Source organism: Aquitalea sp. ASV15 (assembly GCF_016429115.1).
GTDB lineage: Bacteria > Pseudomonadota > Gammaproteobacteria > Burkholderiales > Chromobacteriaceae > Aquitalea > Aquitalea magnusonii.
This window is the reverse complement of the sequence record NZ_JAELTZ010000021.1, coordinates 1-13,658: the sequence shown is the minus strand read 5'-3', so window position 1 is coordinate 13,658 and position 13,658 is coordinate 1. Positions and strand designations below refer to the sequence as shown.

The window sequence follows — 13,658 nt, the reverse complement described above, 5'->3', positions numbered from 1 at the left end:
GAATCAGCGCTCGATCAGGATGCGCAGCATGCGGCGCAGCGGTTCGGCCGCACCCCACAGCAGCTGGTCACCGATGACGAAGGCCGACAGGTATTCGCCACCCATGTTCAGCTTGCGCACGCGACCAACACCGACTTCCAGGCCACCGGTGATGGCGGCCGGGGTCAGTTCCTTGACGCTGATTTCGCGGTCGTTCGGCACCCACTTCACCCAGTCGTTGCCGGACTTGATGATGGCTTCGATTTCTGCCAGCGGCAGGTCTTTTTTCAGTTTCACGGTCAGTGCCAGGCTATGGCAACGCATGGCGCCGATGCGCACGCACAGGCCGTCCACCGGAATGGTGGCGTCGGTACCCAGGATCTTGTTGACCTCGGCCTGGCCCTTCCATTCTTCCTTGGACTGGCCGTTATCCAGCTGCTTGTCGATCCACGGGATCAGACCACCAGCCAGCGGTGCGCCAAAGAATTCGGTCGGCACGTCTTCGCGGATGGCGGCAGCCACCTTGCGGTCGATTTCCAGAATGGCGGAAGACGGGGTAGCCAGCTCGTCGGCCACGGCAGCGTGTACCACGCCCATGCCCTTGATCAGCTCGCGCATGTGGTTGGCACCACCGCCGGAAGCAGCCTGGTAGGTCATGGAGGAAACCCATTCCACCAGACCTTCGCGGAACAGACCGCCCATACCCATCAGCATGATGGAGTTGGTACAGTTGCCGCCGATATAATCTTTCACGCCCTTGGCCAGTGCGCTGTCAATCACGTTGCGGTTGACCGGGTCCAGCACGATGACGGCATCGTCAGCCATGCGCAGGGTGGAAGCGGCGTCGATCCAGTAGCCATTCCAGCCGGCAGCACGCAGTTTCGGATAGATGTCGCTGGTGTAGTCGCCGCCCTGACAGGTGACGATGGCATCCATGGCCTTCAGTTCGTCGATGTTCTTGGCGTCTTTCAATGCCGGTACGTCACGGCCGATGTCCGGGCCCTTGCCGCCGACATTGGAAGTGGTGAAGAACACCGGTTCGTTGATGACAGCGAAATCGTTCTCTTCACGCATACGTTGCATCAGCACGGAACCAACCATGCCACGCCAGCCTACAAAGCCTACTTTCACGGGTTTCTCCTGGGATCTGTCTCTAAAGTTGCGATTGGCCCGTCAACGCAAGCGTTAGCGGGCCAAGTATTTTTATTACTCCATTGTGCAGCGCGATAGCGCAGGAGGCAATGGGGTCAACCCTATCCGGGTGAAGTTTTTTTTACAGCGCCGCCACCACGGCATCGCCCATGCCGGAGCAGCTGACTTTCTCGCAGCCGGCCTCGAAGATGTCACCGGTACGGTAGCCCTGGGCCAGTACGGTCTTGACGGCATTTTCCACACGCTGGGCGGCTTCTTCCTGGGCAAAGGTGTAGCGCAGCATCATGGCGGCCGACAGGATGGTGGCCAGCGGATTGGCCAGGTTCTTGCCGGCGATGTCCGGGGCAGAACCATGCGAAGGCTCGTACAGGCCCTTGTTGTTCTGGTCGAGCGAGGCCGATGGCAGCATGCCGATGGAGCCGGTGAGCATGGAGGCTTCGTCGGACAGGATGTCGCCAAAGATATTGCCGGTCACCATCACGTCGAATTGCTTGGGATTGCGCACCAGCTGCATGGCGGCATTGTCCACATACATATGGCTCAGCTCCACCTGCGGGTAGTCGCGCGCCACGTCGATCATGATTTCTTTCCAGAACTCGGTGGTTTCCAGCACATTGGCCTTGTCCACCGAACACAGCTTCTTGTTGCGCTTCATGGCGATGCCAAAGGCCACATGGGCGATGCGGCGGATTTCGCTCTCGCTGTAGCGCATGGTGTTGTAGGCTTCGCGCTCGCCCAGTTCATTGACGGCAATGCCGCGCGGCTGGCCGAAGTAGATGTCACCGGTGAGTTCGCGCACGATCATGATGTCCAGGCCCGACACCACTTCCGGCTTCAGCGTGGAGGCATTGGCCAGCTCCGGATACAGGATGGCCGGGCGCAGGTTGGCAAACAGGTTCAGGTCCTTGCGGATGGCCAGCAGGCCGCGCTCCGGGCGCAGCGGGCGATCCAGCTTGTCATATTGCGGGCCGCCCACGGCGCCCAGCAATACGGCGTCGGCTGCGCGGCACAGATTCTGGGTGAATTCCGGATACGGCACGCCATAGGCATCGTAGCCGGCACCGCCCAGCGGGGCTTCTTCCAGCTCGATGGGCAGGCCATCCTGACGCAGCACGTCCAGCACGCGGCGTGCCTGGGCAATGATTTCCGGACCAATGCCGTCACCCGGCAATACGGCGATTTTCATGATGATTCCTTCTTTATCCCTGGATTATTGACGGACAAGTCCGGGGGCGGCCCGGCACTGCCCACTCCGTCTAATTGTCATGCCGCCGGGTGAGGCTCTCCACCAGCACCCGCTCACAGCATTTGAACACGATATACATCAGCATGGCGGCATACCCCAGCCCCAGCAGTTGCAATAACTGGCTCAGGGCCCCATCCATGGCAGCCTGCCAGCCTACATCCAGCCACAAATGGATGTTCAGGTTCAGCAAGATGGCCAGATTGACGGTGGCTGCGCCAAACATTAAAAAACTCAGGCCCAGCAGGACAAAGGTGAGCAGCAGATGGCGATACAGAAACCCCATATTGGCTCGCATTTTGTGCTCCCCCTCCCCGTCAGCGCTGCTGGCGACTCTTTTCCACAATTCCGCTGGCCACGCCATCCAGACTGGTCTGGTTGCGGTCCTGCCAGTACTGCCGAATGCCTTCCGGGCCTTTGGCTTTCGCCCAGTCATTCAGCTGTTCGCGCTCGCCCTGGTAATCCATGAATGGCACCGACATGCCGCAGGATGACTGCACCAGCTCCACGGTCAGGTCAAATAGCTGGCGCGCACCGGGCAAGGCGGGGAGCAAGGCCGCCAGCGCCTCCCACTCGGCATCGCCCTGGTGGATGGCCCTGGCCTGACCATACAGGCGGAGGATCAACGGCTTGCCAGCAAAGGCGCAGAACATCAGGGTCATGCGCGGGTTGTGTTGCAGGTGTGTCGCCGTTTCATTACCGCTGCCGGTGACATTCAGCCACAGCACCCGCTCCGGCGACAGTACCCGCAAGGCGTCCATGCCCTTGGGGGACAGGTTGACCCGACCGTCCGCCATGGCTGTCGCCACGAAAAACAGGTGCTGCTCTTCGATGAAACGGACATGGCCATCATTCAGTGCCGGGTAACGCTGTCCCATTAGGCGGTCCTCTTGTCAGGCAAACAACCAGGGCTGTGCTTGACGGCGCGCCGCCTCGTAGGCCTTGATCTGCTCGGCATGCTGCAAGGTGAGGCCGATTTCATCCAGGCCACCCAGCAGACAGTGCTTGCGGTGCTCGGTGATGTCGAAGCTGAACACCTGCCCCGTCGGGGTAGTGATGGTTTGCGCCGCCAGATCCACGGTCAGGGTATAGCCTTCCTGCGCTTCACATTCGCGGAACAACTGATCCACCACCTCGGCCGGCTGAACAATCGGCAGCAGGCCGTTCTTGTAGCAGTTATTGAAGAAGATGTCGGCAAAGCTGGGGGCGATCACCACGCGGAAGCCCTGGTCATCCAGCGCCCACGGCGCATGTTCGCGACTGGAGCCACAGCCGAAGTTTTCACGCGCCAACAGCACTTGTGCCCCCTGGTAGCGCGGGAAGTTCAGCACGAAATCCGGATTGAGCGGGCGCACGCTGTTGTCCATGCCCGGTTCGCCGTGGTCCAGATAGCGCCACTCGTCGAACAGGTTGGGGCCAAAGCCGGAACGCTTGATCGATTTCAGAAACTGCTTGGGGATGATCGCGTCGGTATCAACATTGGCGCGGTCAAGCGGACAAACCAGTCCGCTCAGGGTAGTAAATGCTTTCATCGCTATGCCATTTCACGGGCAGCAAAGCCCATCGCTTGTATTCGGCAAGGCGGAGCAACGGTTTGCCCCGCGCTTTGGCCAATCTACATTTTATTGGAAACATCCTTGGCGGCGTTTTCAATCGCCTGCCCACCCTTGGAAACATCCTGGCCTATGCCACGCATGGTATTGCAGGCAGTGAGGGCCAATGTCGCCAGTACAATCAGCAACCACTGTTTCATATCGGAACTCCTCTCGTACTTACAGGCTACGGATATCAACAAAATGACCGGCAATGCCCGCCGCGGCAGCCATGGCCGGGCTCACCAGATGGGTACGTCCACCCTGGCCCTGACGGCCTTCGAAGTTGCGGTTCGAGGTAGAGGCGCAACGCTCGCCCGGTTGCAGGCGGTCGGCATTCATCGCCAGACACATGGAGCAACCCGGCTCACGCCATTCGAAACCGGCCTCGATGAAAATCTTGTCCAGCCCTTCGGCTTCAGCCTGGGCCTTGACCAGGCCGGAACCCGGCACCACCAGCACCTGCTTCACACTGGCGGCCTTTTTACGGCCACGGGCTACCGCAGCAGCTTCGCGCAGGTCTTCGATACGGGAGTTGGTACAGGAGCCGATAAACACGATGTCGACCGGAATGTCTTTCACCGGGGTATTGGCGGTCAGGCCCATATAGGACAGTGCGCGTTCAATACTGCCCTTCTTGACCGGATCGGCTTCGGCGGCCGGGTCCGGCACGCTGCCATCGATGTCGGTGACCATTTCCGGCGAGGTGCCCCAGGTGACTTGCGGCTTGATTTCACTGGCATCCAGCTCGACAACAGCGTCGAAATGCGCGCCCTCATCCGAGTGCAGGGTTTTCCAGTAGGCCACGGCGGCATCCCAGTCGGCCACGCCAGGGGCAAACGGGCGGCCCTTGACGTAGTCGATGGTCTTGTCATCCACCGCCACCATGCCGGAGCGGGCGCCGGCTTCGATGGCCATATTGCACAAGGTCATGCGGCCTTCCATCGACAGGCTGCGAATGGCTTCGCCACCGAATTCGATGGCATAGCCGGTGCCGCCAGCAGTACCGATCTTGCCGATGATGGCCAGCGCCACATCCTTGCCGGTGATGCCGGCTGCCAGCGGGCCATTCACTTTCACCAGCATGTTCTTGGATTTCTTGGCTACCAGACACTGGGTGGCCATGACGTGCTCCACTTCCGAGGTGCCGATGCCGTGCGCCAGTGCGCCGAAAGCACCATGGGTGGAGGTATGGCTGTCGCCACAGACCACGGTCATGCCCGGCAGGGTGGCACCTTGCTCCGGCCCCATCACATGCACGATGCCCTGCCCCTTGTCCTTGAACGGGAAGTAAGCCAGCGCGCCAAAGGACTTGATATTGGCGTCCAGGGTTTCTACCTGCTGGCGCGAGATCGGGTCCTTGATGCCTTCGTCCCAATGGTCGGTCGGGGTATTGTGGTCGGCAGTGGACACCACCGAATCGACCCGCCACAGGCCGCGCCCGGCCAGTTTCAGCCCTTCAAAGGCTTGCGGACTGGTGACTTCATGCACCAGGTGGCGATCGATATACAGAAGTACGGTGCCGTCGGCCTCTTCCCGCACTACATGGCTGGACCAGAGCTTGTCGTAAAGAGTTTGTGCTGTCATGGCTTCCTGCTCGTTGATGGCGGCAGCGCCGCCGGTTTGCCGGATTTGCAGTCATTCTGTCACGCTGCCAGCGCGCACTACAAGGCGGATGAGCCCGGCCTCATGCATCTGGCAGCCGTGATGATGCTTGCTGTTGCCTGACATCATGTCTCAGCTTTTTTCCTAGTACAAGATAAGCATTTATACTAGTACTGGCACTACCACGTTGAGCTTGTCTTCAAAGGGAAACCGCATGAGCAGCAGCAAGACCAGCAGCCCGCTGGGTGAATTCATCCGCGCCCACCGCGAGCGCCTCAGCCCGCAACAAGCCGGCCTGCCCGCCGGGGTGCGCCGTCGCGCCAAGGGTTTGCGGCGCGAGGAAGTGGCCGCCCTGTGCGGCATCAGCCCCACCTGGCTGACCTGGATCGAACAAGGCCGCAGCCAGTCGGTATCGGCACCCACGCTGTCGCGGCTGGCCGATGCCCTGCTGCTGACCCATGCCGAACGTGATTATCTGTTCAAGCTGGCCGGGCTGAAAAACCCGCAGGAACGGCCGGCCGAGCGCAATCCGCAGGCACGCGAGGCACTGGCTGCAGCCGTCAGCGTGATCACCAGCCCCGCCTATGTGCTGGATGGCCACTGGAATGCCCTGGCCTGGAATGCCCTGGCGCAGGATTTGTTCTGTGGCTGGCTGGACCAGCCGCTGGCGCGGCACAATCTGCTGGATTTCATGTTCCTGCAGCCGGCCTCGCGCCTGCTGGTGGAAGACTGGCCGACCCGGGCCCGGCGCATGGTGGCGGAATTTCGCGCGGATGCCGGCGAGCGGCTGGAGGAAAGCACCATCCAGCAATGGGTGGACACGCTGCGCCTGGGCAGCGCCGAGTTCGACAGCTTGTGGCAACAACACGATGTGCAAGGCCGCGAAGGCGGCGAGCGCGCCTTCAACCATCCGCAGCGTGGCCGGCTGGTCTACCAGCAACTGACACTCAATCTGGCGGCCTCGCCCGAACTGAAGCTCATCATGCTGCTGCAGTAAGCCTTGCCGGCTGGGGCCGCAAATAGCGCCAGCACAGCAGCACACCCAGCGCCGCCGCCAGCACCGACATGCCAAAGGTGGGCAGCATGCCGCCATGCGGCCACAACAGGCCGCCCACCAGCCCGCCGGTGCTGCCGCCAATGCCGAAGGAGGCGATGATGTACAGCCCCTGCGCCCGGCCCTGGTGCTGTTCGGCAAACAAGCGGTGAATCAGCCCGACCGAGGTGGCGTGATGCAGGCCAAAAGTCAGCGCATGCATGCTTTGCGCCAGAACCGCCCATGCCGGATGCCCGACCACCGTGGCAATCAGCAGGAAGCGCAACACCGCGGTGAGCAAGGACACCAGCATCAGCCGCTCCAGCGAAAAGCGGCCCATGATGCGCGGCATCAACAGGAATACCAGGATTTCGCTGATCACCCCCACCGACCACAACAGGCCGATGGCCCCCTTGTCGTAGCCGGCATGGCGCAGACCGATGGAGTAAAAGGTGTAATAAGGCCCGTGCGCATACGCCATCAGGAAGCAACACCCGAAGAGCGCCAGCACCCTGGGCTGGCGCAGCGTGTGCCAGATGGGCGCGACAGCCGCCTGCTCGCGCTGCGCAGTCACATCCGGCACCAGCCAGCCGGCCAGCACAATCAGCACCAGCAAGCACAGCAGCGCCCACGGCAGATTGGCCAGATGAATCAGATCCAGCACATAGCCGCCCACCATGGACAGGCAGACAAAGCCGATCGACCCCCATACCCGCACCCGGCTGTAGCGCCCAGGCTGTGCCCGTGTCAGGTAGGCGGTACTGGCCTCGACCAGCGGCAAGGCGCCGGCCCAGAAAAAGTGCGACACAGCCAGGCTGATGAAAATCCACCAGAAGCCCTGCCCCAGTCCGACAAAGGCAAAAGCCAGTGCCGAGCACAGCGAAGTGCTGATGATGATGGCGCGGCGACGTCCCTGGCGGTCGGCCAACCAGCCCCAGAAACCGGGTGCGGCAATACGCGCCAGCGTGGACAGCGCCATCAGCACGGAAATCTGCAATGCCGAGAAGGACAGGGACTCCAGATACAGGCCCCAGAACGGCCCGAACAGGCCCTGAAAGGCGAAATAGGCAAAATAGAACAGCGCAAACGGTCGCAGCGAAGGGGTGGCAACACCGGAAACAGCAGATGGAGCGGACATCAGAGCACAATCAGACAGGCAACACACCATGCCGGCCCGGCATGGTGTACTCGCGATTACAGGGTGCCCTTGAAGCGCGTGATATCGCGCCGGGCTTTCTTGGTGGGTCGGCCGTCGCCATGCGGAAAACTGGCATGTTCGGCCTTGAGCAGCAGCATGCGCTCTTCGCGTGCCTGCCGCCCCGCCTCGTCTTCACGGTAGAGCAACACCGCCTCTTTGGCTGGCCGGCGCTGGGTGGCCAGCTGCAACACGGTGACATGGTATTCCAGCTGGTTGATACGCAGCAGCAAGGCATCGCCTTCACGCACAATGCGCGAAGCCTTGACCCGCTCGCCATTCACCAGCACCCGCCCCAGCTCCAGCGCCTCGTGCGCCAGCTGGCGGGTTTTGTAAAAACGGGCAGCCCACAGCCACTTGTCCAGCCGCACCTTGTCATCGTCTTCTGCCTGGGTTGGCCGGCTCATGCTGCCACCGTCCACTCGGCAGTCACCAGGCCATCCAGCTGCGCCCGCACGGCATCGCCCGGCCGCAGCGCTGCCACGCCCTGCGGGGTACCGGTATAGATCAGGTCACCGTCGGACAAGCCATAAATCCGTGACAGATAGCTGATGATGGTGGCCAGCGGAAACAGCATCAGGCTGGTATCGCCGCGCTGGCGGACAGTGCCGTTCACTTGCAGGCTGAAGGTGAAGGGCTGGCCGGCCTCGACGGCCGCCGCCGCGACAAAATCCGACACGCAGGCCGCATGGCGAAAACCCTTGGCCTTGGTCCACGGCTTGCCGCCATTTTTGGCCTCGCTCTGTACATCGCGCGCCGTCAGGTCCAGGCCAATACCGAGGCCGGCAATGTGGGACAAGGCGTCTACTTCGGGAATGTCATTGCCACCCTTGCCAATCAGCAGCACCAGCTCACACTCATGGTGAACATCTGCAGAATAGGCTGGCAGCACGATGTCCTGCCCGCTCAGCGTAAGAGCGGAAGTGGGCTTGAGAAACACCAGCGGTTCTTCTTCCTGCTGATTGCCCAGTTCGGCCACATGGGCGGCGTAATTGCGTCCGATGCAGAAAATATTGCCGACACCTTGCTCGACGCCATTGAGTCTGACCACTGCCATAGTGAAATCCTCCCGGTTCAGGACCGCAATTATCCCAGATGTAGCCCCGCTTGGGCTAATGCGCAATTTATCCTTTTGTCATTTAGCGCGCGTATTCTGTTAGCATGCAGCACCTTGGCGTTTCTGCCGGTACTGTCGCCAGCTGTAAGCAGGGCCCATGCTTTGGGGCAATTGGGTTAAGGACATGGACATGATTTGTGCATCGCCGCAACAGCCCTTCCCCTGCTGTGGATTTTTTCCATCCGGCCTACCTTCACCCGGTGAAAATGTCATACAGTCCTGTTACAGTCAGCGAGTACCCCCCGGCGGCGGCACCCCCGACCAGCCAGGGCAGGACGTATCCATCCACCTCTCACGGCATGTTAAGGAGATTTACCTTGACTCAGGACACGACCACTTCCCTGGAGAGCTTCTTCTCCAGCCTCTCCGAGGCCAATCAGCAGTGGATGCAGCAGTTTGTCAATTCGATGACCGCAGGCATGCCGCTGGATGCGGCAGCCAATCCGATTTCCGGCGCCTGGAACCAGATGGTGAACAACACCAATCAGCTGCTGGCCATGCAAACCAATCTGTACCAGCAGCAGATGAATATGTGGATGCAGTTTCTGGGCCAGAAGGCTCCTGCCGCCGGCGCTGCCCCGGCCGCAGCGGCCGGTGACCGTCGCTTCGCGGCGCCGGAATGGAACGAGCATCCCTTCTACAGCTTCCTCAAGCAAAGCTATCTGCAGACTTCCAAATGGATGACCGAGCTGGTCGACCAGGCGCAATTGGAAGAGGAATCCAAGGAAAAACTGGCTTTTGCCACCCGTCAGTACCTGGATGCCATGGCCCCCACCAACTTCATGCTGACCAACCCGGAAGTCATCAAGCGGGCGCTGGAAACCAAGGGCGAAAGCCTGGTGGAAGGCATGAAGAACATGGCCGAGGACTTCCAGAAGGGCCATATCTCGATGTCGGACGAAAGCAAGTTCGAGATCGGCAAGAATATCGCCACCACCCCGGGCGAAGTCATTTTCCGCAACGACCTGATCGAACTGATCCAGTACACGCCGACCACCGCCGAAGTGTACGAAAAGCCGCTGCTGATCGTGCCGCCCTGCATCAACAAGTACTACCTGATGGACCTGCAGCCGGACAACTCCATGGTGCGCCACTTTGTCGCCCAGGGTTACAAGGTGTTCCTGATCAGCTGGCGCTCGGCCGTACCGGAAATGAAGCATTTCACCTGGGAAAGCTATATCGAGCAGGGCGTGATCGCCGCGGCCGAGACCGTGAAGAAGATCACCAAACAGCCCAGCATGAATGCACTGGGCTTCTGCGTGGGCGGCGTCATCCTCAACACCTCGCTGTGCGTGATGCAGGCCAAGGGCATCAAGCTGATCGACAGCGCCACCTTCATGACCTCGCTGATCGATCACGAAGATCCGGGCGAAATCAAGGTGTTCATCGACGAAAACCTGGTCAAGAGCCGTGAGGCCAAGCTGGCTCATGGCGGCATCATCAGCGGCAAGGAAATCGGCCGTACCTTTGCCAGCCTGCGCGCCAACGACCTGGTATGGAACTACGTGGTCAACAACTACCTGATGGGCAAGACCCCGGCACCGTTCGACCTCTTGTACTGGAACAACGACGCCGTCGACCTGCCGCTGCCGATGCATACCTTCTTCCTGCGCCAGTTCTACCTGAACAATGCACTGGTGAAGAAAAACGCCATCACCCTGTGTGGTGTGCCCATCGACATCAGCAAGCTGGACATTCCGCTGTACGTGTTTGCCGCGCGCGAAGACCACATCGTACCGTGGAAGTCTGCCTTCTCCGGCATCAAGTACCTGACCGGTGCCCCGTCGCGCCGCTTCGTGCTGGGTGCGTCCGGCCACATCGCCGGCTCCATCAACCCGGTGACCAAGGACAAGCGCAACTACTGGGTGAATGAAAACCTGCCGGAAGATCCGGAAGCCTGGCTGGAAGGTGCGGAAAGCCGCCCGGGCAGCTGGTGGAAAGACTGGGACAGCTGGCTGGCCCCGCAATCCGGCAAAAAGGTTGCCGCCCCCAAGACCGCCGGCAGCAAGGAGTTCCCGGCGCTGGTGGCCGCACCTGGCACTTACGTCCTGGCCAAGGCCATGCCCAGCACGGTAGCCAGCCTGCAATAATCACCTGATGCCCGGCGCATGGACGCCGGGCACTGGCTCCAGACAGGGGCCACCCCACCCCAAAACCATAACGGAGAATTAACTATGCAAGATGTCGTAATTGTTGCAGCCCTGCGTACTGCCGTAGGCAGCTTTGGTGGTGCACTGGCCAAGGTTCCGGCTCCGGAACTGGGCGCGACCGTCATCAAGGGCCTGCTGGCCCAGACCGGCGTCAAGCCGGAAGACGTCAGCGAAGTGATTCTGGGTCAGGTGCTCACCGCCGGTGTCGGCCAGAACCCGGCCCGCCAGGCCCTGATCAAGGCTGGCTTGCCCATCTCCACCCCGGCCACCACCCTCAATGTGGTGTGCGGCTCCGGCCTGCGCGCCGTGCATCTGGCTGCCCAGGCCATTGCCAATGGCGATGCCGAAATCGTGATTGCCGGTGGTCAGGAAAGCATGTCGCTGTCGCCGCACATCCTGCCGGGCTCGCGTGACGGCTTCCGCATGGGCAATGCCCAGCTGGTGGACACCATGGTGGCCGACGGTCTGACCGATGTGTACAACCAGTACCACATGGGCATCACTGCCGAAAACGTGGCAGAGAAATACGGCATCAGCCGCGAAGAGCAGGACGCACTGGCCCTGGCATCGCAAAATCGTGCCGAAGCCGCCCAGAAGGCTGGCAAGTTCAAGGATGAGATCGTTCCGGTACTGGTACCGCAGCGCAAGGGCGATCCGGTGGCCGTCGATACCGACGAATACATCAAGGCCGGCACCACCGCCGAAACCCTGGCCAAGCTGCGCCCGGCCTTCAAGAAAGACGGTACTGTCACTGCCGGCAACGCTTCCGGCATCAATGACGGCGCTGCTGCCGTGATGCTGATGACGGCCGCCAAGGCTGATCAGCTGGGGCTGAAGCCGCTGGCGGTGATCCGTGGCTACGCCCTGACCGGCTGCGCTCCGGAAATCATGGGTATCGGCCCGGTTGCCGCCACCCGCAAGGCGGTGGAAAAAGCTGGCTGGACCGTGGAAGAGCTGGACCTGGTGGAAGCCAACGAAGCCTTTGCCGCACAAGCATTGGGTGTGGCACGCGAGCTGGGCTGGTCTGCCGACAAGGTCAACGTCAATGGTGGCGCCATTGCCCTGGGTCACCCGATTGGCGCATCCGGCTGCCGCGTACTGGTTACCCTGCTGCACGAAATGCAGCGTCGTGATGCCAAGAAAGGCCTGGCTACCCTGTGTATCGGTGGCGGCATGGGTGTTGCACTGGCAGTGGAACGTCCGTAAACAGCTGTCTTGTCTGCACTGCAAACCGGGCCTTCCGCCCGGTTTTTTCATTGTGGCGCATCACAAAAAAGCCCCGACGCGCTGGCCGGGGCAGGTTCGGTCAACCGCCCTGCTGGCTGACCGAGGTGGAGACTTCGCACCACCAGACAATCCGCTCTGCAATACTGCCTGGAAGGTTTCTTCAGCATAGATGCGGTCGGGAAATTTCCTAGTGCGACATGACCGGCCTTCAGTCCAGTTGCAATGGCGGCAAGCCATGTTGGGCACGCGCCCGGTTACATGCTGTTTCGTAGATTCCGATGCTGGCCCGCGCACCGAATTCGCGACAGGGAGACGGCCGCTCGCTATAGATGCCACAGCTGACCGACTCCCCCACCCGGCCGATCAGGGCGATGCAGCGCGGGCGGGCATAATCGGTTCCACGCATGCGCACCGTGCTGGCGGTTTCCTCATCGGCCAGACGCGCCGGCACCCGGCCACCCGGTTCACTATCCAGCTCGGAATGATGAAAACTGACGCGAAATGCAGCGCAACAAGCGCCGCAGCGTTGACAGATGTTTTGCTCGGATGAGGACATGGCGGAAAACAGAAAATGCAAGAGGCCACAGTATGCCTGTAAGCTGGGGGAAATTCAGCAGCCTTGCGAACCTTGCATGCCCTCCTTGCTTTCCACTCTCTGCCCCGGCAGTTACTGGCCTGATTATCAGGGTGGTAGCCTGCTCAACCTGTGCGCCAGCCTGAGCGCCGGACTGGGCGGCCCACAAACCGGCATGCCGGAACTCTGCCCACCATGGCTGGCCGGTATTGGCCGGCATCGCCATGTGGTAGTGATCCTGATCGACGGGCTGGGCAGTCAGCAGCTGGCCAGACTGGGGCCGCACAGCCAGCTGTACCAACATCAGCTTGCCAAGCTGACTTCAGTCTTTCCGGCCACCACCGCAGCGGCGATTACCAGCCTGATGACCGGCCAGTCGCCCGCCAGCCATGGCCTGGTGGGTTGGCATTTGTATAGCGACAGTGGCAGCAATGCACCAGCAGAAATCGTCGCCCCGCTGCCGCTCACCGTGCGCCACCCGGCAGCCAGCAGCAGTACCCCGCAGCAACTGGCCAGTCGCCTGCTGGTTTGTCCGCCCCTGCTGCCGCAGCTTGGCCGCCAGGTGCAGATACTGCAGCCACACTACATTGCCGATTCTCCCTACAGCCTGCACCATGCCGGCTCGGCCGACCGTCACAGCTACCGCAGCATGGACGAGGCTTTCCAGTGGCTGGCCAGCTGCCTGCAAACAGCAGGCAGGCCAGGCTTCCACTATCTGTATCTGCCGCAACTGGACAGCCTGATGCACCGCCAAGGCACGCAAAGCCAGGCGGTCCGCACGCTGTTCGCGC

15 protein-coding genes are annotated in these 13,658 nt (G+C 61.3%); 4 read left to right on the top strand and 11 right to left on the bottom strand.

All coding sequences use genetic code 11. The features are described from left to right. Positions 1-3 precede the first annotated feature (3 nt). The 7 genes from asd to leuC all read right to left on the bottom strand — a co-directional run bounded on the left by asd (position 4) and on the right by leuC (position 5,553). Positions 4-1,110: an aspartate-semialdehyde dehydrogenase gene (gene asd, locus JHD64_RS11280; RefSeq protein ID WP_082693311.1), complete on the bottom strand. Its 1,107-nt coding sequence runs from the start codon at positions 1,108-1,110 to the stop codon at positions 4-6. Between the two features lie 142 nt (positions 1,111-1,252). Then, positions 1,253-2,317, bottom strand: a complete 1,065-nt coding sequence (leuB, locus tag JHD64_RS11275; RefSeq protein ID WP_059285085.1) for a 3-isopropylmalate dehydrogenase — start codon at positions 2,315-2,317, stop codon at positions 1,253-1,255. 70 nt (positions 2,318-2,387) lie between these two features. Next, a complete protein-coding gene (locus JHD64_RS11270; RefSeq protein WP_059285084.1) occupies positions 2,388-2,672 on the bottom strand; it encodes a hypothetical protein in 285 nt (94 codons plus the stop codon). A gap of 19 nt (positions 2,673-2,691) precedes the next feature. After that, entirely contained in the window at positions 2,692-3,252 is a 561-nt protein-coding gene (locus JHD64_RS11265) for a pyridoxamine 5'-phosphate oxidase family protein (RefSeq protein WP_199053286.1), read from the bottom strand. Between the two features lie 15 nt (positions 3,253-3,267). Next, on the bottom strand, positions 3,268-3,906 hold the full coding sequence (gene leuD / locus JHD64_RS11260; protein ID WP_199053285.1) for a 3-isopropylmalate dehydratase small subunit: 639 nt from the start codon (positions 3,904-3,906) through the stop codon (positions 3,268-3,270). An 83-nt stretch (positions 3,907-3,989) separates the two neighbouring features. After that, entirely contained in the window at positions 3,990-4,127 is a 138-nt protein-coding gene (locus tag JHD64_RS11255) for an entericidin A/B family lipoprotein (protein ID WP_059285082.1), read from the bottom strand. Between the two features lie 19 nt (positions 4,128-4,146). Beyond that, complete coding sequence (leuC, locus tag JHD64_RS11250; protein WP_059285081.1) at positions 4,147-5,553, bottom strand: 3-isopropylmalate dehydratase large subunit; 1,407 nt, start codon at positions 5,551-5,553, stop codon at positions 4,147-4,149. Between the two features lie 232 nt (positions 5,554-5,785). Here leuC and JHD64_RS11245 point away from each other — a divergent pair, with 232 nt between their 5' ends. Further along, on the top strand, positions 5,786-6,568 hold the full coding sequence (locus JHD64_RS11245) for a helix-turn-helix transcriptional regulator (protein WP_199053284.1): 783 nt from the start codon (positions 5,786-5,788) through the stop codon (positions 6,566-6,568). On the opposite strand, the gene JHD64_RS11240 is transcribed toward JHD64_RS11245, so the two are convergent. Genes JHD64_RS11240 through JHD64_RS11230 form a run of 3 tightly spaced genes read right to left on the bottom strand, consistent with a single transcriptional unit; the run spans position 6,552 to position 8,856 of the window. Continuing rightward, a complete protein-coding gene (locus tag JHD64_RS11240) occupies positions 6,552-7,742 on the bottom strand; it encodes an MFS transporter (RefSeq protein WP_199053283.1) in 1,191 nt (396 codons plus the stop codon). The two genes, JHD64_RS11245 and JHD64_RS11240, sit on opposite strands and share 17 nt — an antisense overlap. 56 nt (positions 7,743-7,798) lie before the next feature. Further along, on the bottom strand, positions 7,799-8,206 hold the full coding sequence (locus tag JHD64_RS11235) for an RNA-binding S4 domain-containing protein (RefSeq protein ID WP_059285079.1): 408 nt from the start codon (positions 8,204-8,206) through the stop codon (positions 7,799-7,801). Beyond that, entirely contained in the window at positions 8,203-8,856 is a 654-nt protein-coding gene (locus JHD64_RS11230; protein ID WP_199053282.1) for a fumarylacetoacetate hydrolase family protein, read from the bottom strand. Before JHD64_RS11230 ends, JHD64_RS11235 begins: the two co-directional genes overlap by 4 nt. 446 nt (positions 8,857-9,302) lie before the next feature. Here JHD64_RS11230 and JHD64_RS11225 point away from each other — a divergent pair, with 446 nt between their 5' ends. Continuing rightward, positions 9,303-11,006 carry a PHA/PHB synthase family protein gene (locus JHD64_RS11225; protein ID WP_370540953.1) on the top strand — a complete coding sequence of 568 codons (1,704 nt, stop codon included), beginning with the start codon at positions 9,303-9,305 and terminating at the stop codon, positions 11,004-11,006. Positions 11,007-11,090: 84 nt separating this feature from the next. Continuing rightward, on the top strand, positions 11,091-12,272 hold the full coding sequence (locus JHD64_RS11220; protein WP_199053281.1) for an acetyl-CoA C-acetyltransferase: 1,182 nt from the start codon (positions 11,091-11,093) through the stop codon (positions 12,270-12,272). 229 nt (positions 12,273-12,501) lie between these two features. On the opposite strand, the gene JHD64_RS11215 is transcribed toward JHD64_RS11220, so the two are convergent. Then, on the bottom strand, positions 12,502-12,849 hold the full coding sequence (locus tag JHD64_RS11215; protein WP_059285096.1) for a YkgJ family cysteine cluster protein: 348 nt from the start codon (positions 12,847-12,849) through the stop codon (positions 12,502-12,504). Between the two features lie 76 nt (positions 12,850-12,925). Between JHD64_RS11215 and JHD64_RS11210 the strand changes: the two genes are divergently transcribed. Beyond that, positions 12,926-13,658, top strand: a 733-nt coding sequence (locus tag JHD64_RS11210; protein ID WP_199053280.1) for an alkaline phosphatase family protein, incomplete at its 3' end; no start/stop codon positions are given.